This window comes from Kordiimonas sp. SCSIO 12603, assembly GCF_024398035.1.
Classification (GTDB): Bacteria; Pseudomonadota; Alphaproteobacteria; order Sphingomonadales; family Kordiimonadaceae; genus Kordiimonas.
Genome location: NZ_CP073748.1, coordinates 3,346,957 through 3,364,572, shown reverse-complemented (window position 1 = coordinate 3,364,572; position 17,616 = coordinate 3,346,957). Strand labels below are relative to the sequence as shown.

The window sequence follows — 17,616 nt, the reverse complement described above, 5'->3', positions numbered from 1 at the left end:
TTTATTATAAAGTTTTGAGGCTCGCATTATTGCGGGCCTTTTTTATGCCTCACAGGAAGGTGTTTGCTCCCCTTGTTGACTGAGTTGAATATTTTTGTTCAGCTTTGCTCGGAAAAGGGGAGAGTTTCATGAAAAAATTGATACTTGCGTGTGCGCTTGCCACCAGCATGCTTACCGACGATTTGTTAGCTGGCGATAAAAAAGCGCTGGTTGGCGGACGGCTTATTGATGGTTTTGGTCACAGACCAATCGCCAACAGTGTTATTTTAATTGATGGCGACCGTATCGAGAAGGTCGGTACGATTAAGACACTCCAGGTGCCTGACGGTTATGAAGTGATTTCAACCGAAGGCATGGATGTGCTGCCAGGGCTTTGGGAAAGCCATGCCCATCTTATGCTTAGTGGGCATAGTGATTATCCTTATTGGGATAAAGCATATATTCATAAATTATCCAGTGAGATTATGCCTGCCACGGCTCAGCACCTATTGCTTGCGGGTGTTACTTCTACGCGCGATCTGGGTGCGCCGCTTGAGGATACAGTATCTCTGAAAAAGCGTCTTGATGATGGCACGATTTCGGGGCCGCGTGTTTTTGCGTCTGGCCCTTTCCTTCAATATGAGGTGCCCGCTGGCACCGAGGCTTTCCGTTGGTCTGTTAAAACGGTGAAGGAAGCGAAAGCCCGCGTTAAACAGCTGGCTGATAGAGGGATGGAGATCATCAAGCTGATTGATCAAGATAAGATGGACTTAAATGTAGCGCAGACTATTGTTGATGAAGCGCATAAACGCGGTATGAAGGTTGTTGCTCATTCTCACAGGCCAGACGAAATTAGACGCGGTCTTGAGATCGGTGTAGATAATTTTGAACATACAGGATTAACCACAGCACCTGAGTATCCTGCCGATATTATGGAAAAGCTCAAGGAACGCACCGCAAAAGGCCGTGTTGCTGGTGGCCCGCTTTACTGGACACCAACCGTCGAGGGACTTTTTAACTATGACCTGACAGTAGACAACCCAGAGAAACTGGATAGCACATGTTGGCACCGTGGGTTAGAGCCAGAAACGATTGCGGATATCAAAGCATCAATTTCAAACCCGGGGCAGCTTGGATATTCTGCTTTAACGCCGCTTAGAAAACCAACGCTGAAGAAAAAAATAAGTCAGCTTAGGGAAGCAGGGCTTGTGTTCCTTGTGGGAACAGATAGTGGTATTCCAATGAAATTCCACTGCCAAAGCACTTGGAATGAAATGGCGGCATGGGTTCACGAATTTGATATCCCGGTTATGGATACTATCCGTTCCGCTACATATTGGCCTGCGGTGATGATGGGTGTTGATAAAGACCTTGGTACTGTATCAGCTGGTAAGTACGCTGATATTATCGCCGTTGAAGGTGATGTGCTTCGCTATATCAACCTGCTTTCAAAGGTGGATTTTGTTATGAAGGGCGGTACTGTTTATAAGAAGGATGGCCAGCCTGTAGAAGGTAACCTGAAGTAAGAAAAAAGCCCCGTGATCAGCGGGGCTTTTCATTTAAGGCCTATGCAACACCGTCGAGCTTGGGCCCTAGTGCTTGTGCAAGTGCCATAAGGCCGTTCATTGGGCGGATAAGGACTTCAATCTCAGCGAGTTGACCATCATCATTGAGTGTAATGCGGTCGATACCCTTTAAGTTTTTACCCTCAACTTCAGTATTGAATTCAAGGATAATTTCGTTCCCACTGATCCATTCTTTTGTGTAGGTCAGTCCCACAAAGGTTTCGGTTACCGCTTTGAGTACAGCGACCACCTTTGCTTTACCTTCTCTGGGTCGCCAGAAAGCTGGAGATAGTAGAGAGGCATCATCTGCGATAATAGAGGATAGTAACTCAAGGTCTTGATCATGAACGGCCTTGTGCCATTTTTCTAAAAATACTGCTGTGTCTGCCATAAAAAAAACTCCCTCAATAATCATCTTGAAGATGATGTAGGCCGAGCAGCTTTATTGGCAATCATTCTGGCGCGATGGCGGCGAAAGTACCTGTGTAATCCAGCGCTAATTCATCATCCTGATAGATGTGAGCTGTAAGTTGAATACGGGCCTTGCCTCGGCGTTCAAATGTGCGAATAAACTGCTGCCAGCGGCGCTCGTCTGGCAAGCTGGCATAGGCCGTGAAATCAGCAGTTACTGGTTTAATGTAATCAATATTACTGTTGGTGATAACGATCTCACCAGTATTGGTCATCCCGCGCAGGTTGATATGCAGAAGGCTCCAGCATGATAGGGTGGCGATGGCCTGCAGGCTGCCGCCAAAGGCTGTGCTTTTGTGATTGATGTTGGTACTGAGGGGGGCTTTTACAGCTACCGTTTCATTTGATGCCTCTATAACTTCAGCACCCATTGCTTTTGAAATTGGGATATGGCTGAAAAGATAATCCTGAAGTTCTTTTTGCATAATGAAATCCGCTTAATCAGTAATTAGTCAGGGAAGCGAAATTATTAGCAGTTTCCGTAGCGTCATCAATGGTAAATATGAAAAAGACAGAGACAAAGCTCTGCCTTTTGTTTTGGCTTGTACGCTTAACTAGTTAGCACCTCGGAAGGCAACAATCACTGGCAAGCGAGCAGCTCTCGCAGCTGGGAAAATGCCGCCAATGAGACCAATACCTAAAGCAAGGAAAGCACCGTTGATAAATAGGTCTGTTGTTAGTTCAAACTTAAACACCACTTGCGTAAAGCTTGCGCCAAGAGTTGATGCAGATAAACCGTCCATAAATAGGTAGGATGCCATTGCGCCAACAAAGCCGCCTATTACCGACAGCACTATAGATTCTGCCAGCGTGCCAAAGAAAGCAGAGGTGTTACTAAAACCAATGGCTCTTAGCGTGGCAATCTCGCCTGCACGGTTGGCAACGGATGTGTACATGGTATTAAGAGCGCCGGCGAGGGCGCCAACCGACATGAAAATACTAATTACCCAACCAAAGATAACAATGCCGTTCAGTGCCTCTCCCTGCTGCGCAAAATAATCGGCCTCTGTTACTACATCAAGGAACAGGCGAGGGTCATTTTCAACCATCTCAGCCATGCCGGAGACGTCGTCTGGTGTCTCAAGTAGTACCCGTATGGTTTGGAAGGAACTGCCTCTTTGGAATTGACTTTGAAGTGTTGGTGCATCAGCCCAAAGTTCACTTTCGAACGCGTTACCACCTGTTGAGAAGGTTCCAACTACTTCCCATTCGGTTTTACCAAAGCGTACAGTGGTGCCAAGTTCAAATCCAGCGAACTCACGGAGTACACCTTCACCAACAATAATCTCATTTTTACCAGTTTCAAACATGCGACCAGAGGTAATAGAAACCTGATCCCTGAGTTCAAAACCAACTGATGAAATACCGCGCATTGGCAGGTTAACTTCAGTGCCGCTTGTTTTTTTGATCCCGTCCACGATTACATAAAGTTCCGGAGAATATATCGGATCACCGTTTGCATCTTTTGCAATGCCGGGGGCGGTTGTTACGATATTGATCGTTTCTCGGCTTAATACGCTGTTTAGCTCAGATTGAGAACCACTGCGGGTTACGATAGCCACAGTGTTTGAACCTGAACCTTCAAGTGTTTTTGAAAAGCCTTCTGTCATCGCAAGGAAGGACAGAAGTACGGCAACCACAACAGCTACAGCAAAGATAGCTGCGAGTGACATCCAGATACGCTGGCCGATACTGGTGATATTCATCACGATAACGACCCAGATTTGTGAAAGGATTTTCGTCATGTCTTGTTCCTTTCTAGTTACGGCTGAGCGCAGTGATAATGTTGAGGCGGAGGGCATTCACCGCAGGAATAATGCCTGTAATGAAACCGAGTAGCGCCATGTAAGTAAATGCTTCAATAGCTAGGTCAGATGTCATGACAAGCGTTGGTAGCTGGATTGGCGCATTGTTTACCACGCCTATCATTACCATGGCTGCAAGCATACCCAGGCTGCCGCTCATGATAGATAGCAGGAAGCTTTCCCCTAGAACCATTCGGAAGATACGGGGGGATGTAAAACCCAGTGTTTTAAGTACGCCGATCTCGCTGGTGCGTTCTCGTACAGCCAGTACCATTGAGTTCCCAACGATAACTAGAATGATGAAGAATGCCGCCAAGACAACTGAAGAAAGGATCAGGCGGATATTACCAATTTGCTCAATGAAACCTTTATTGAATACCTTTTCGGGTACTGTTTCAGTTTCGAATGGTGAATTGGCGAACAAGTCATCCACCTGTTTGATAACAGCTTCATTTAGATCAGGGTCTTCGGTTTTAATCGCCATGAACCCAATGAAATTACCGCCAAAAGATTGTGTTTCATTAAAATACTTATAGTGGAAGTATATTGAATTTGTATCAATCTGGGGATCAGACCCAGTATAAATACCGACGATGTCAAAGTCCCAGTCAGAAGAGCCATCTTGCTGTGAGAATATGTTTGAATTTAAAGGAATACGTTGGCCTACTTCCCAGCCGTTCAGGCGGGCTATAGATTCTCCAACAATTAGGCCTTGGCGATTGCCAAGCCATGCTGCTTTTGCCTCCTCACTCATGACGAGATCTTCACCGTAGACATCGAAAAAGCTGCCTTCATCAACAGCAAATGTAACTATTACATTCTGCGGGTCTTGATAGTAGCCGCCAAACCAATTGAGATGGGTAACGCTGGCTACACCTTCCATTGGGCGTACGCGGTTTACGTAGCTGATTGGTAGAGGCTGTGTGAAGTTGATCTTGTTCACGGACACCAGACGATCATCAGCAGATAGTTCAACACCAGCATCAAATGCGTTCTGGAACGCTGTAAGCGTACCGTAAATGGTAAAGGCTACAAAAATAGCCAGCATAGTAAGGGATAACCTTAGCGGTTTTCTTGTCAGGTTTTTATAGACGACATAAAAGCCTGTAGACATTGCAATGGCTTCAATAACAGCATTTAAGCCTGTTACTTCCCCAAGTTTCCAAAGTATCCAAAAAGGTACCCAGACGGGTGCCGTTATTATCCTGAATACCCACTTAAATAATGTGAGGACGCCGTTCATGCCACCAAGTCCTTCTCAACGAATTCACCTTTATCCAGGTGAAGGGTACGTTTGGCATATTTGGCGGCAGCTGGATCATGAGTTACCATAACAATGGTTTTACCAAACTCTCGGTTCAGAAGTTGAAGCATTTCAAGAATTTCATCTGCGGTTGCGCGGTCCAGATCACCTGTTGGTTCGTCACAGAGAAGTAGTTTCGGATCAGAAACAATAGCCCGGGCAATAGCGACACGTTGTTGCTGACCCCCAGACATCTCATTGGTCATATGTTTAGCACGGTCTGACAGGCCAACAAGTTCCAGAGCAGCTTCAACGCTTTTTTTGCGCTGCTTACTATTTAGGTTTGTAAGTAAGAGAGGGAGTTCAACATTCTTGGCTGCATTAAGCATTGGCATCAAGTTATAGAACTGGAAAATGAAACCGATATTATTAGCGCGCCATTTGGCAAGATTACCCTCAGAAAGTTTGTCAACGCGGCTACCATCAAACCAAACTTCACCACCTGTTGGCTGATCTACGCCCCCAAGCATATTGAGAAGTGTGGTTTTACCTGAGCCTGAAGGGCCCATGATGGCAAGAAAATCGCCTTTTTCTATGCTCATATCCAGGCCATCAAAGATGGTGATTTTTTCCTTACCCTTAACAAAGCCTTTTGACACTTTCTGAAGGCTGTAAAGTGTTTCGTCTGTCATGTTGGTCCCCTCTGATCAACGTCAGTTATGCTTTTAGAAAGGCTACTTTCACGCCCATATCTGGCAGGATGCGTGGATCATTTGATTCTAGCCTTATGCGTACGCGTACTGTGGCTTTTGCCCTGTCAGCTGTTGGAATAATGGCAATTACGGAAGCTGGAATTGTCCAGTCAGGATAAGCATCAAGCTTTGCTTCTACTCGTTGGTTTGGCTTTACTCGGCCAATAAAAGATTCTTGCACATCTACTTCGATTTCAAGTGAAGCCATATCAACGATGGTACAGATACCTGTTCGTGTGAAGCCTCCACCTGCGGAACTTGGTGCGACGATTTCACCGGTTTGTGCGTTTTTCACAGTTACCACGCCTGCAAATGGTGCTCGGATTGTGTGATCGTCCAGAAGTTCCTGTTGGCGCTGTGCTTCAACACGTGAAACTTCGATATCAGCTATGGCGGTGGCAAGGTTTGCTTCCAGGCTGGCAACGCTCGCTTGCGCGCTGGTTACTTGAGCGACACTGGAGAATTCATTTTTTACTAGGTCTTCTCTGCGTGCGAGAACACGTTTTGCTTCCTCAAGGTTAGCTCGAATACTGGCAACGCGTGTTTCGGAAGCCCTGACTTGCGCTTGAGCAAATCTGAGGTTTGCTTGCGGTATCGCACTATCCAGCTCTGCCAGAACTTGCCCTTTTTCTACCACCATACCTTCTTCAACATATACCTCGGTGATAAGGCCAAGTGTTTGGGCAGAAACAGTTGCAATACGGCGGGCCGTAATATAGCCAGCGGCATCCAATACTTTATTATTTCTTGCTGTTACAGAAGGTGCCGGCTTGTTTGGAGCAGCTTCAGTAATCTTACCACTGTCTTCGGTTGTTTGCGCTTCAGCATGTAATGCAGTTTGTGGTGGGGCGGCTGCTTCTGTGTTGATTGTTTGATTGCCCAATAGAGCATAGGCACCAAGCCCACCCCCGCCAAGCGATAGAAGCGCAACGATAATAACGGTTACAATTGATACGCCGTCGGAGGGTGTTTCCTCTTCCCGTTCAATCTTGAGCTGGTTTAGCAGCTCGCTTTTGTCTGACATTGTTAACTCCCCAAACAAAGTGCCTCACTGCTGGCCCATATGAATATGGTATCACATTAGATCAGCAGAGGATAACTATATAAATATATATATAGTAACTCAAAACTCAGGTGCAACATCCATACTGTTTCAGATGTCTTTTTAAGAGTCACTCTTAATTTTAAAAAAAAGTGGTTATGAGTTTTACGGGAGTTAGTTTTATTGGATTGGTATGTCAGTAAATGGCAGTAGGGGTAGGATTTTCGCCCACCCCTTTTGGATTGGCGTGTTATGTAAGCGTGTGTTTGCCGGCTTTTGAAACTAGCTTTTTCCCGCTTTCAACAGAGCATTCTTTTTCAAGAACCGAGGAAACATAGAACCATTCAGCAGAGATTTCCTCTGGCCTAATAGTAAGTTCTAGCCAGCCACGGTCTTTACCGTTTATATGCACCAGTTCTGGGCTGGCATCCATGAGTGCCTTTTCAACAATATTGGTTGGGGCAGGTAGATAAGATTCTAAGCCTGGTGAGCTGACACTTGGTGTGCCGAGCTCAACTGCAACATTATCGCCCGCTTGATCCGTGAGGTTGAAGGCCCAAGCATTGTGAGTATCACCCGCGAGGAATACAGCATTGTTCGCATGTTCTTTAATGGCTTTAAAAGCGCGTTCTCTGGCAGCTGGATAACCGTCCCATGCATCGAGATTGAGGGGCATGCCCATTTGGCCCAACATACGCATAAACGCGATGATCTCTTTGGAAACATATTTGGATTTACCAATATCAATATGCTCATCGGCGATAGATGGCATCCCCAGCTTACCAGCGAGAACCTGTTGTCCAAGGATTTGCCATGGTTTGCCTGCAGCTTTTGATTTTTGAAGCTCTTCAGATAACCAGTTTTCCTGAGTGCTGCCTAAAAGTGTGCGTTCTTCGTGGTGCAGCATCTCTTTGTTGAATTTTTCCACATCTGGCAGGTAACTGAAACCTTTTGGAAGTTTCTTAGGATCCAGCTTTTGAATTTCCGCGAGGTTTGTCATTGGAACAGGGCGTTTGCCGCGAAGATCAAAAGGTACTGGAATAAATTTAATGGCAGCCGTAGGAATATTCTTCAACGCTGCAGGGTCCAGCACCGCGACTGGATTTGCCTGATCTGAGAAATTAAACGGAATAGAGCGGTAAGGTAGGTCTTTCTGATAGTCGTAACCCCGGTCACGCCCGATATTTCTTGTATCCAGCATGATGAGTGATGCGAGGTCACCGAATTCAAAGGTACGGTATATGGCATCACCGTTTACTGCGGCTGTTTCACGAATTGGCATCCATTCATAATAGGCTTTCATGGCGGCTTTTCGGCGTGCGGCAAACGGACCTTCCCCTTCATTATGGTTTTGTGCACCATCTTTCCAGGTATCATTTGCTACTTCGTGATCATCCCAAACACAGATGAAAGGATGAGCAGCATGAACCGCCTGCAGATCATCATCGCTGCGGTAAAGGGCGTAACGCGTACGGTAATCATCCAGCGAGATGATTTCAGTTTTAGGTTTTACTGTGCGCCCTTTTTCCTTAGCTTCCGGGTTATCATATGTGCCGTCACCATATTCGTAGATATAGTCACCAAGGTGAAGTACAGCATCAAAAGGCCGGGCAGCTACTTTGCGGTAAACATTGAAATACCCTTGTGGGTAATTAGAGCATGATACCACTGCCAATTTTGCTTCCTTTGCGTCAGCCGGTAATGTTTTGGTAGAACCTGTTGGGCTAACAGTATTCCCAACTGAGAAGCGATAATAATATTGGGTACCAGATTTTAGGCCTTGAACATCTACCTTGACGGTGAAATCTCTGGATGGTCCCGTTTTGAAACTACCTTCTTTAATTACATTCTCAAACGAAGGGGTTTCAGATATTTGCCATGCGCCAGAGATGTTTTTGTTAGCAATATCTTCGCCGTAATAGCGGGTCCAGATGATAACAGCATCCTGAAGAGGGTCACCGCTCGCAACCCCATGATGAAAGCCCGCTTTTGTAGCAGCTCTTGCTGTGGTGCCTGCTGTTGCCAACAGAGCTGTAGTTGCACCGATACCTGTAAGAATATGTCGCCTGTTCGGCCCTGAAACTGGCTTCTTAAACATAAATATATCTCTCTTAATGACAGTGATTAGAGGAGACAATGGCGTGCCCAAAACTGGAAATCAACACTTATGATTTTACATTTTGGTTAACGTTACACATTAGAGTTTAGTTATTCGTGTTCTCGTTTTTGACTGTTTGATTAGGAAATTTACTTTTTCCTAACTGAATCTATGCCAAATAGTTTTAGGAGACATGATGAATATGGGCATTAGAGTTCATTTGTTTTTTTGTGGGGGTATTCTTTTCGGTGGCTAATATTGCAGGCAAAGTCCCAGGAAGGTTTTTGGGCTACGCGTTTTGCGTAGGCGATTTGCTGTTGGAACTGGATAAAGATTATAAGGTATTGAACGCAGATGGGGCTGTGAAAAGCACACTTGGTATCACGCCCGACCAGTCTTTTTGTTTTCTTGATCTACTTACGGAAAAAGGCGCTGGGATTATTACCTCAGCAGCTAAAACCTTAACGGGTGCCAATCGGCTTGGGCCTTTTATGGTTTCAGTTGGTGGTGAAGGAGCAGTTCGAGAACGCTATTCCATTTTTATGTCCAAACTGCCGCATGCGCCGGATGAACTCTATATTGTATTATCTAAGCCTTATCGCTTGGGCCAAAAAGAAAGTAGCAACGTTTCATCCACGGTTTCCCCTGCTCAACTAGAAGAGAATAAAGCTGAGTTCTTCGAGCGACTGGAAGATTTGTTTGAAGGTAATCCTGAAGCTGAAGACAATATGCAGGTAACTGTTATTGAAGCTGGTGAGGGCGAAAGACTGGATACTGGGCAGCAGCGTGATCTGGAAAACTATTTGAAAAGCTTTTCCGTGGGCGGCAGTCATGCAGCTATGCTAGCTAACGACAAGTTCGCCTTTGTCCATGAACGTAAAGAGGGCAGTGAAAAGGTTGATTATGTTGAGACAATCAAGAAAGCAACGGGTGTTGCTCTTGAAGCTGCAACAATTAACGCTGCTGATGCGAACTTAAGCGAAAAGGATAGCATGCGGGCACTTGCTTTCAGCTTGCAGCAGTTTGCAGATGGTTCGGATGGTTTTGATGTTTCCGAAATCGCGGCGAAAAGCGATGAACTAATAGGTGGCACTGCTGAACGTGTGAGGGCCTTCCGCAAGGTTCTTGATGAAGGTGCTTTTTCGCTTGTCTACCAACCAATTGTGAATTTGAAATCTAACGATGTTCATCACTATGAAGCGCTTGCGCGTTTTGATTTACCTGAGATGATCAGTAGCCAGTGGGAAATGATCCGATTTGCTGAAGACGTTGGATTGATCCTCGAGTTTGATAAAGCAGTTCTTTACCGTACCATCAGGAAAATCAGAGAGCTTGGTAATGTTGGTGAAACGCCTTCAATCGCCGTCAATATCTCCGGGCGGTCTTTATCTGATACAGAGTTTAAGCTTGATTTGGTTGCTACTCTTAAAGGTAATAAAGACCTGAAACGTTACCTATCAATTGAGATCACAGAGTCTGCAAAAATTTCAGACCTGGATTCTCTTGGTGAGGTTCTAAGTGAAATTCGCAATGAAGGCTTCCGGGTATATTTGGATGATTTTGGCGCGGGAGCTTCAGGTTTTCAGTATCTCAAGAAACTACAGATTGATGCGCTGAAAATTGATGGGGATTATGTGCGCAATGCCACAGAAAGCAAAGAAGACAGAGCTTTCTTAAGATCAATGGTTACCTTATGTCGAGATTTGGGCATTGTAACTGTAGGTGAGTGGGTTGAGACAAAAGAGCATGCTGAGCTGTTGCGCAGCATGGGGGTGGATTTTGGCCAAGGATATTATTTTGGTAAACCTAATGCTGGACTGGTAATGCCAAAGGCTAAAGCAAGTTAAAGAAAAAGGGGCTTATAGCCCCTTATTTTATAAATCCTTTATAGAGCAATCTTTTAAGTCTTTTAGCAGTTCCACTCCAAAAGCTCTGGATGGTGTTTGAAAGCCAAGCTTTCCGTTGGTTGCGAGTATCTTTTCTGCACAAGTTACGGCTGAGTCAGCGGTGAGTGAATATCCGTTAGGGCAGCTAAGTATGGAACGGTAAATTGTTCCGTCTTTATCAGTTACTTCCGCTAGAATTTGCGTTCCAGCTTTGGCACGCTGCTCCGCTGTTGGGCCAGCAGGCATTTCATCAATTTTCTTTTTGAGGAAGTTTTGCACAAACTTTCGGCGCATCAGCCAACCGAAATTCTTGCTCATCTTTGCCATGCTTTTAATAGGGCCGGCATTTGGGAAATATACTTCGATATTATCAATACCTGTGCTGTGGTAAGCCGTTGATACATCCCCCCATGATACGCCGATGAATTCATGGCTCTCGCCATCAAATTCAAAACTACGGAACATTGGTTTTGATGTTTTACTGATTTGGCCACCCCGGCGAATACTAGTGCCGGTGCCAAGCGATTCCACGCCCGTTTTTGCAGTGCCGCGAGAAGCGCCACCCAAGCCAAAGATAGCGAGAGTGAGATCTGTTGGGCCAGATGCACGTTTTGCGGTGTGAGCTGCAATACAGTCACTTGGAACAACATCAAACCCAACACCTGGAAGAAGGGTGACACCTGCTTTTTCTGCATTGGAGGATTTACTTGCAGCGAGTTCAAAAACGGCAATCTCGCCGGTTACATCAAGGTAATGCGTGCCTGTTGCAATGCAGGCATCTGTCATCTGATCCGCTGTAGCAGAGAAGGGGCCTGCCACGGAAAGCACCAGTGCTTTATCCTGTAACGCGGCCTCAACTGCATGCTTGTCGTCCACAGAGAAAGCGGCCCATGGTAACTCCAGCTCATCAGCTATAGCTTTCACCTTCTCAGCATTTCTACCGGCCAATGTGGGTTTTAAGCCTCTGGCTTTGGCTTCTTCTGCGATAAGACGGCCTGTGTAGCCTGTAGCACCATAGATCATCCAGTTATCTGACATGGGTAGTTCCTCTTCAGTGGACTTTAACGATATTGCCTAGAGACCTTCGGTAGGATCTAGTTCAACCTTCTTCATTTCTGCAAAGTATGTTGCAGCCCGCATGTGAAGCCCTGCAAAGCTTTCTTTCTGGCCAACACGGCGCATGAAGGCGGCAAGGTTAGGCCAGCGTTCAGCAGAGGGTGCGTATCCAGTGAATGCAAGGTTGCCATACTGAACAGCAACTGAAATATCAGCAATAGAGAACATGTCCCCAGCTAACCACTCTTTGTCTTCAAGTTCGCCTTCAATATAATCATGAATGGCAGGTAGAGTGTTGCGGATTACTTCGATAGCGCCTTCAAGGTCAGGTGCTTGTTTTGCCATTTGAGGGAAAACAACTTTGCGGAATACACCAAGGCCGATTTTACTGGCCATCTCACTATCAGCATATTCTTCGAACCACATGGCGCGGCCATATTCAACTGGATCAGATGGCATCAAAGAGTTTTTAGAGTATTTGCGTTCGATGTAATGAACGATAGCGCTGGAATCTGGCAGTACGAAATCATCGCCGACATCAGAATCCTTCAAAACCGGAATTCTGCGGGCAGGGTTCATTTTTGTGAACTCATCCCCAGCACCAAACGGGCTTAGATTTTCAATATCGTAAGCAACGCCTTTTTCATTAAGTACCGTACAGACTTTTCTAAAGAATGGTGATCCTGCCAGACCACATACTGTCAACCCCATATGAACTCCCCTTGAGCTGAATTTTGATAGTAGTTTAATGGTAAGCTAGCGCGAAAAGCCTACCTGACTAATCACGCTTCTGTAATTTAGTGGGAGACTTATATCAGCCTTCAACCACAGCAATGGTACTGTTGATGACAAACTCAATCATATCTTCAAGCGATCGCTTGTTTTCATCGTCTGAAAGGCACCAGCGGGTGAGGGACAATATTGTAAGGTCGTATCCAACCGCCTGACGAAGTTTGCGTTCCTCATTGCTTAGGTGTGCGAGTTTTTTATCATAAAACTGATACGCTAGATCGAGGCCCTTAATATCATATTCTTTGATGATAGCACGCAGGTCCCAGCTTGGTTGAGTAATAGCTTGCGCGAGGAAAATCAGGTAATTTTTACCAGCGGCATCATTTTCAATAAGCTCGCAGAGCGGGAGGACCATTACTTCCAGGATTTCACGCATGCTGGGATCATCACCCAGTTTTTCAATCATTTCCTGCCGGCGTTTATCCATCTGACCTGTGCGTTCATTGATGGTAGCGCTGATCAATCCTTCCTTTGAACCAAAATGATATTGAAGAGCGGATTGATTTCTTTGCCCTGCTTCTTGTAGGATTTCGCGCGTTGAAACATCAGCGAGACCATTTTGAGCAATCAATCTTTCTGCGGCTTCAATAAGAGCGGTTCGTGTAGCGTCTGCGCGTCTGGTCTTGCCATCAGATTGATTGGTCACGTGTGTCCCCTTATGGATTGTTTTGTGCGTGACTGACTATTTTAATGATGGCCATTAATGAACGCAAGTGTGTATTTAAAAAGGTGATAACAGGATGAAAAACAAAGAAGTTTTACTGTTTTTTGGGGCAGTGGCTGGTATTGCCTTGGCCGCAGTAGGATCCGTTAATAGCGAAAATGATGTGTTTCCGCAAGATGCGCTTGCTGTCGTGAATGGTGCCGTGATTTCCCAAAATCAATTGAACGCGAAGATTGACCAAATCGAAAAAGCGCGCGAAGCGGGGCTAAGTGAAAACGAAAAGTCTGTACTTCTTACTAACTTAGTGAATGAGCAGTTGCTCTTGGAGCGCGCCGCTGAATTGGGGCTTGCAGAGAGTGATGCGACGGTTAAAGCCACGATTATTGATGCCTTTAAAGAATTTATTATCAGTGAAAAAGAAGGCGCAGAAGTTGGAGAAGATGAACTTCAGTCTTTTTATGCTGAAAATATCCAGCGTTATACACCGTCTCCTAAATATCTGATCTCGGCTTATCTGGCGAAGTCTGATTTTGGGGATAATGTGAATGCTGATGTTCTAAATACGGATGCTGAAACTATTGAAATGCCTGATCGACCGCTACCTGCTGGGTTGCTTCGTCGTTATTTAGGAAAAGAAGCTTCTGCTCAAATCACACAAGTACAGGTTGGTGAGGTATCGGGTCCGTATAAGCGGCTAGGTGATTATCTTTATATGGTTGTTGATGAGATTGAACAGCAATCCCCGCGTAGTTTTGGTGATGTGAAGGCGCTTGTTCAGGCGGATTATACCCGGGTTGAAGGTGAGAAGCTGTTTGCAGAGTATGTCGAAAAACTGAGAGCAGAAGCCGATATCGAATTGAATGAGGCGCTAAGATAATGCGTCAGATATTTCTATTATGTTTGATGCTGTTTGCCAGCGTTGCGGCAAATGCTCATTCAATTGGTCGGTCTTCATCTTATTGGCATTTGTCTGATGGCGGTGTGAAAGTTGATTGGAATCTGTCTGGAGCTGAAGCAGAGGCTTTAGTCGCTGACAAGCTTGCGGGTGGCATGAGCTTAAATGCTGCACTTTCTCAGTATGCCTCCAAAGTGATGAATATCACCGGTGAGGGGCAGTGTTCGGTGGAAGTGGAACAAGTGCGTGTAAAAGCCAATGGCGATTATGTCGTTTCACTGATTGCTCCTAACTGTGCCGCTAGTTCTGCTTCACTTTCGCATTTGTTTGAAAGTGCGCCAAGCCACGTGCATTTGGCTCATATGGAAAATGGTGAGAGCTTACTTTCTGTTCGAAAGCCAGTTCTTGAATTCGGTGAAGGTACTATAAGCGCCTCTCCTGTTGAATATGGTGGTTTAGGTGTTTTCCATATCCTTGAAGGGTTTGATCATTTGGCGTTTCTTTTAGCGCTTCTTATTGCCGTGCGTACGGTGAAGGCACTGTTCTGGTGTGTGACTGGTTTTACACTTGGGCACAGCCTTACTCTTATCCTTGGCTCACTCGGGGTACTTGATCCGATCCCTGAAGTGGTGGAACCGCTTATTGCCTTCACCATTGCTTTCACAGTGATTGAGCGAGCACTTCATGTGGCGGAGAAGCCGGGTAAAGTGTTTGCTGGAGCACTTATGTTTGTTGGTGCTCTCGCTATTGCTGATTATCTGCTTCTACAAACTTTGCCGTTGCTCGTATGGGCTGGGATTGGGCTTTTGTCATACTGTGTTTGGGGTGCCGCAATGGAAGCCGAAGAAAAACAGCCGCGCTATATGCTCCCTATTGTAACCCTCGGTTTTGGCCTGCTACACGGATTTGGTTTCTATGGTGTTCTATCAGAAATTGGTTTGCCGCAAACAGATACCATCTGGGCGCTTCTTGGGTTTAATGTTGGCGTTGAAATTGGGCAGTTGATCTTCCTTGGTGCCGTGCTCGCTGTAGTGTGGATGTTGGATAAACTGGTTAAAGAAGCGAGACCTGTTTTGGAATTAGCGACAAGCGTGGGCCTTGTGATGGTTGGAATGTTCTGGTTCGCAGAACGTGTTTATCTGGGATGATGCTGCGTTGAAACTCATTACCCCAAGGCACGGAATGGCGCAGATGATTTCTGATTATTATCAGAATAATGAAGCGCATCTTGCGTCTTGGGAACCGCTTAGGCCTGAAGGTTTTCACTCCGTGGATGCATGGGAAATACGCATTCAGAATAAGCTTGATGATATCGCTGAAGGCAAGGGTGTTTTCTTCTGCGTCATGGATGATGCGGAAGAAGAAATGCTTGGCATGTGTGAGCTTTCAAACATTGTGTTGGGCCCTTTCAATGCCTGTAATCTTGGTTTTTCCATCTCTCAAAAGCATGAAGGTAAAGGCATTATGCTGGAAGCAGTAAGTGAAGTAGTTACCTTTGCTTTTGAAAAACTGCATTTACATAGGGTGATGGCAAATCATATGCCCGCTAACAGGCGTTCGGCAGCACTTCTCGAAAAGCTTGGCTTTGAAGAAGAAGGTCTAGCAAAAGCCTATCTGAAAATTGCGGGTAAGTGGGAAGATCATGTCCTGAGGGCAAAGATCAACCCGAGCACTTCAGAATAAGAAAGATGTATTAAGTTATGAATAGTGAAATCAGATATCAGAGGTTTACGGAACTGACTAATGAGGAGCTTTACCGTATACTCCAGCTAAGGTCTGAGGTCTTTGTGGTTGAGCAGGACTGTGCTTATCAAGATATCGATGGCCTTGACCAAATATCGGTTCACTGTTCGATTGTTGAAGGTGAGGATTTAGCCGCTTATCTCCGGTATTTTATGAGCCCTGATGATAGTTCTGTAATGAAACTTGGTCGTGTGATTGTGGCTGAGAAATACCGAGGCAAGAAACTGGGCGCCGTTTTAATCGCTGATGCAATTGATGTGATCAAGCAAACTGATGCTTCAGAGATATTCATCGCCGCACAAGCGCACCTTCAGAAGTTTTATAGCGATCTGGGTTTTGTAACTTGTTCAGAGGTTTATGATCTCGATAACATTGACCATGTAGACATGGTTCTGAAATTCTAAGAAAAGGGCGCCGTGGGCGCCCTTTTAGTTTTATTGGGTTTTGCCCCAAACCTCTTTGAAGGTATCGCGCTCAATTCTGCGCTTCGTTTTTAGATCAAGTATTTCCTCAAGGCCAATCTCTGATAGGTAAGAGCGAATTTCTTCAGCATCAGCGCTCGAAAGCGTAGCAAATGCATCTTGCGCACGCTGCAGCATCCAAATGCTGTAGTGGCGCGCGACCAAGCTGAATTCCGTATCTCTGATGGTTGCTTTAAAGAAGCCAAGCGAACGAGCATTGGCATCTTTAATAACAGCATCGCCTTCGCCAATTTCTGGGTTATCGGCAAGGTGCTGGTTGATAAAACCAACAAGCCCCTTAAGTTCCGGCAGATAATCCTTCGCGATTACTTCTAGGATGGGGGTAATTGTCTCTGGGATCTGATCATCATCATAGAATGCTGGTGAGAGCTCAGGGAATTCAGGCATGTCGGCATCAGATGCTGTCATGCGTTCCACCCAGCGCCATACCCGGTTGGCTTTTTTCTTCATGATCAAGCTAGGGGCAGGGTCTCTGCCCAGGTGTGCATACAGTGGCGCATAAAGGCCAAAGTCACCAATAGATGGCACGCCACCAAACAGGTAGGGATGTTTCAGGAAATGGGCGTTCAGTGCGTCCAGTAGATCATGGTAGCCCGCTTCAATAGCCTCTTTTGTTTCCTCGGTAATGCCAAGAGCGGGAAGCAGGCCGCTCATTTTGGCTTTTGGCATAGCGGCTAGCTGCTTTGCATCATCGTCTTCTGCCACCGGGTTCATAAAACGCCCGAACTCTAGCGAGATAAAATCATCATTGTCGTCATCAAAGTTCCAGCGGTAATGCATGGCTGGTTTAAGAAGGCCTTCATCGCCGAATAGTTCAAAAATCAGGGACAGGATTTTTTGTTTTGGGCCGGTAGGATAGGCGCTACCGCTATCGTGCTTGTTTTCAAGATAATCAATGATTTCTGTAGTGTCCTGAACCGTATCCCCGTTTTCTGCTTCAATAACCGGGATAACAATACGGCCAACCTTCGGAACAATTTTTTCAAAATAGTCAGGATGGCTCTGGAGCCGTTCGGTATAGGAGATGCCCTTCTTTCGCATATAGCTGCGGGCTTTGCCGGTATAAAGCGAAACAGGGCAGCCATACATAATGTAGGCAGATGAATTGGTCATATGTAGCTCCGGTCATTGACTATATAATGA

General features: G+C 45.7%; 17 protein-coding genes. 6 read left to right on the top strand and 11 right to left on the bottom strand.

Annotated elements, in window-relative coordinates:
- Positions 1-128 precede the first annotated feature (128 nt).
- Entirely contained in the window at positions 129-1,505 is a 1,377-nt protein-coding gene (locus tag KFE96_RS15770) for an amidohydrolase family protein (RefSeq protein WP_255833504.1), read from the top strand.
- Between the two features lie 40 nt (positions 1,506-1,545).
- On the opposite strand, the gene KFE96_RS15765 is transcribed toward KFE96_RS15770, so the two are convergent.
- From KFE96_RS15765 to KFE96_RS15735, 7 genes are all read right to left on the bottom strand, one after another.
- Positions 1,546-1,935, bottom strand: a complete 390-nt coding sequence (locus tag KFE96_RS15765; protein WP_255833503.1) for a nuclear transport factor 2 family protein — start codon at positions 1,933-1,935, stop codon at positions 1,546-1,548.
- A 61-nt stretch (positions 1,936-1,996) separates the two neighbouring features.
- Positions 1,997-2,440, bottom strand: a complete 444-nt coding sequence (locus tag KFE96_RS15760) for a YiiD C-terminal domain-containing protein (RefSeq protein WP_255833502.1) — start codon at positions 2,438-2,440, stop codon at positions 1,997-1,999.
- A gap of 129 nt (positions 2,441-2,569) precedes the next feature.
- On the bottom strand, positions 2,570-3,760 hold the full coding sequence (locus tag KFE96_RS15755; RefSeq protein WP_255833500.1) for an ABC transporter permease: 1,191 nt from the start codon (positions 3,758-3,760) through the stop codon (positions 2,570-2,572).
- 13 nt (positions 3,761-3,773) lie between these two features.
- The gene (locus KFE96_RS15750; protein WP_255833499.1) at positions 3,774-5,063 is read right to left on the bottom strand and encodes an ABC transporter permease; all 1,290 of its coding nucleotides are present in this window, start codon (positions 5,061-5,063) and stop codon (positions 3,774-3,776) included.
- Positions 5,060-5,755: an ABC transporter ATP-binding protein gene (locus KFE96_RS15745; RefSeq protein WP_247016819.1), complete on the bottom strand. Its 696-nt coding sequence runs from the start codon at positions 5,753-5,755 to the stop codon at positions 5,060-5,062. The genes KFE96_RS15750 and KFE96_RS15745 overlap by 4 nt, the downstream gene beginning before the upstream one ends.
- A gap of 25 nt (positions 5,756-5,780) precedes the next feature.
- Positions 5,781-6,839, bottom strand: a complete 1,059-nt coding sequence (locus KFE96_RS15740) for an efflux RND transporter periplasmic adaptor subunit (protein WP_255833498.1) — start codon at positions 6,837-6,839, stop codon at positions 5,781-5,783.
- A 268-nt stretch (positions 6,840-7,107) separates the two neighbouring features.
- Positions 7,108-8,955: an alkaline phosphatase gene (locus KFE96_RS15735; protein WP_255833497.1), complete on the bottom strand. Its 1,848-nt coding sequence runs from the start codon at positions 8,953-8,955 to the stop codon at positions 7,108-7,110.
- A gap of 248 nt (positions 8,956-9,203) precedes the next feature.
- Here KFE96_RS15735 and KFE96_RS15730 point away from each other — a divergent pair, with 248 nt between their 5' ends.
- Positions 9,204-10,802, top strand: a complete 1,599-nt coding sequence (locus KFE96_RS15730) for an EAL domain-containing protein (protein WP_255833496.1) — start codon at positions 9,204-9,206, stop codon at positions 10,800-10,802.
- A gap of 27 nt (positions 10,803-10,829) precedes the next feature.
- On the opposite strand, the gene KFE96_RS15725 is transcribed toward KFE96_RS15730, so the two are convergent.
- From KFE96_RS15725 to KFE96_RS15715, 3 genes are all read right to left on the bottom strand, one after another.
- Complete coding sequence (locus KFE96_RS15725) at positions 10,830-11,879, bottom strand: trans-acting enoyl reductase family protein (RefSeq protein WP_255833495.1); 1,050 nt, start codon at positions 11,877-11,879, stop codon at positions 10,830-10,832.
- 36 nt (positions 11,880-11,915) lie between these two features.
- On the bottom strand, positions 11,916-12,608 hold the full coding sequence (locus KFE96_RS15720; RefSeq protein ID WP_255833494.1) for a glutathione S-transferase family protein: 693 nt from the start codon (positions 12,606-12,608) through the stop codon (positions 11,916-11,918).
- Between the two features lie 103 nt (positions 12,609-12,711).
- A complete protein-coding gene (locus tag KFE96_RS15715) occupies positions 12,712-13,335 on the bottom strand; it encodes a TetR/AcrR family transcriptional regulator (protein WP_255833493.1) in 624 nt (207 codons plus the stop codon).
- A 94-nt stretch (positions 13,336-13,429) separates the two neighbouring features.
- Here KFE96_RS15715 and KFE96_RS15710 point away from each other — a divergent pair, with 94 nt between their 5' ends.
- From KFE96_RS15710 to KFE96_RS15695, 4 genes are read left to right on the top strand one after another with little or no spacing between them, the layout of a single operon-like run.
- Positions 13,430-14,230 (top strand): SurA N-terminal domain-containing protein, encoded by an 801-nt coding sequence (locus tag KFE96_RS15710; protein WP_255833492.1) that lies wholly within the window; start codon positions 13,430-13,432, stop codon positions 14,228-14,230.
- A complete protein-coding gene (locus tag KFE96_RS15705; RefSeq protein WP_255833491.1) occupies positions 14,230-15,396 on the top strand; it encodes a HupE/UreJ family protein in 1,167 nt (388 codons plus the stop codon). The genes KFE96_RS15710 and KFE96_RS15705 overlap by 1 nt, the downstream gene beginning before the upstream one ends.
- Complete coding sequence (locus KFE96_RS15700; RefSeq protein WP_255833490.1) at positions 15,380-15,931, top strand: GNAT family N-acetyltransferase; 552 nt, start codon at positions 15,380-15,382, stop codon at positions 15,929-15,931. The genes KFE96_RS15705 and KFE96_RS15700 overlap by 17 nt, the downstream gene beginning before the upstream one ends.
- Before the next feature lie 17 nt (positions 15,932-15,948).
- Complete coding sequence (locus KFE96_RS15695) at positions 15,949-16,395, top strand: GNAT family N-acetyltransferase (protein ID WP_255833489.1); 447 nt, start codon at positions 15,949-15,951, stop codon at positions 16,393-16,395.
- A 30-nt stretch (positions 16,396-16,425) separates the two neighbouring features.
- On the opposite strand, the gene KFE96_RS15690 is transcribed toward KFE96_RS15695, so the two are convergent.
- Complete coding sequence (locus tag KFE96_RS15690) at positions 16,426-17,586, bottom strand: glutathione S-transferase family protein (RefSeq protein ID WP_255833488.1); 1,161 nt, start codon at positions 17,584-17,586, stop codon at positions 16,426-16,428.
- Between the last annotated feature and the right edge of the window lie 30 nt (positions 17,587-17,616).

Coding starts and splice junctions, on each gene's coding strand:
- KFE96_RS15755 (WP_255833500.1), bottom strand. CDS start 3,760: ATGACGAAAATCCTTTCACAAATCTGGGTCGTTATCGTGATGAATATC.
- KFE96_RS15765 (WP_255833503.1), bottom strand. CDS start 1,935: ATGGCAGACACAGCAGTATTTTTAGAAAAATGGCACAAGGCCGTTCAT.
- KFE96_RS15760 (WP_255833502.1), bottom strand. CDS start 2,440: ATGCAAAAAGAACTTCAGGATTATCTTTTCAGCCATATCCCAATTTCA.
- KFE96_RS15725 (WP_255833495.1), bottom strand. CDS start 11,879: ATGTCAGATAACTGGATGATCTATGGTGCTACAGGCTACACAGGCCGT.
- KFE96_RS15695 (WP_255833489.1), top strand. CDS start 15,949: ATGAATAGTGAAATCAGATATCAGAGGTTTACGGAACTGACTAATGAG.
- KFE96_RS15735 (WP_255833497.1), bottom strand. CDS start 8,955: ATGTTTAAGAAGCCAGTTTCAGGGCCGAACAGGCGACATATTCTTACA.
- KFE96_RS15745 (WP_247016819.1), bottom strand. CDS start 5,755: ATGACAGACGAAACACTTTACAGCCTTCAGAAAGTGTCAAAAGGCTTT.
- KFE96_RS15720 (WP_255833494.1), bottom strand. CDS start 12,608: ATGGGGTTGACAGTATGTGGTCTGGCAGGATCACCATTCTTTAGAAAA.
- KFE96_RS15710 (WP_255833492.1), top strand. CDS start 13,430: ATGAAAAACAAAGAAGTTTTACTGTTTTTTGGGGCAGTGGCTGGTATT.
- KFE96_RS15690 (WP_255833488.1), bottom strand. CDS start 17,586: ATGACCAATTCATCTGCCTACATTATGTATGGCTGCCCTGTTTCGCTT.
- KFE96_RS15705 (WP_255833491.1), top strand. CDS start 14,230: ATGCGTCAGATATTTCTATTATGTTTGATGCTGTTTGCCAGCGTTGCG.
- KFE96_RS15770 (WP_255833504.1), top strand. CDS start 129: ATGAAAAAATTGATACTTGCGTGTGCGCTTGCCACCAGCATGCTTACC.
- KFE96_RS15740 (WP_255833498.1), bottom strand. CDS start 6,839: ATGTCAGACAAAAGCGAGCTGCTAAACCAGCTCAAGATTGAACGGGAA.
- KFE96_RS15750 (WP_255833499.1), bottom strand. CDS start 5,063: ATGAACGGCGTCCTCACATTATTTAAGTGGGTATTCAGGATAATAACG.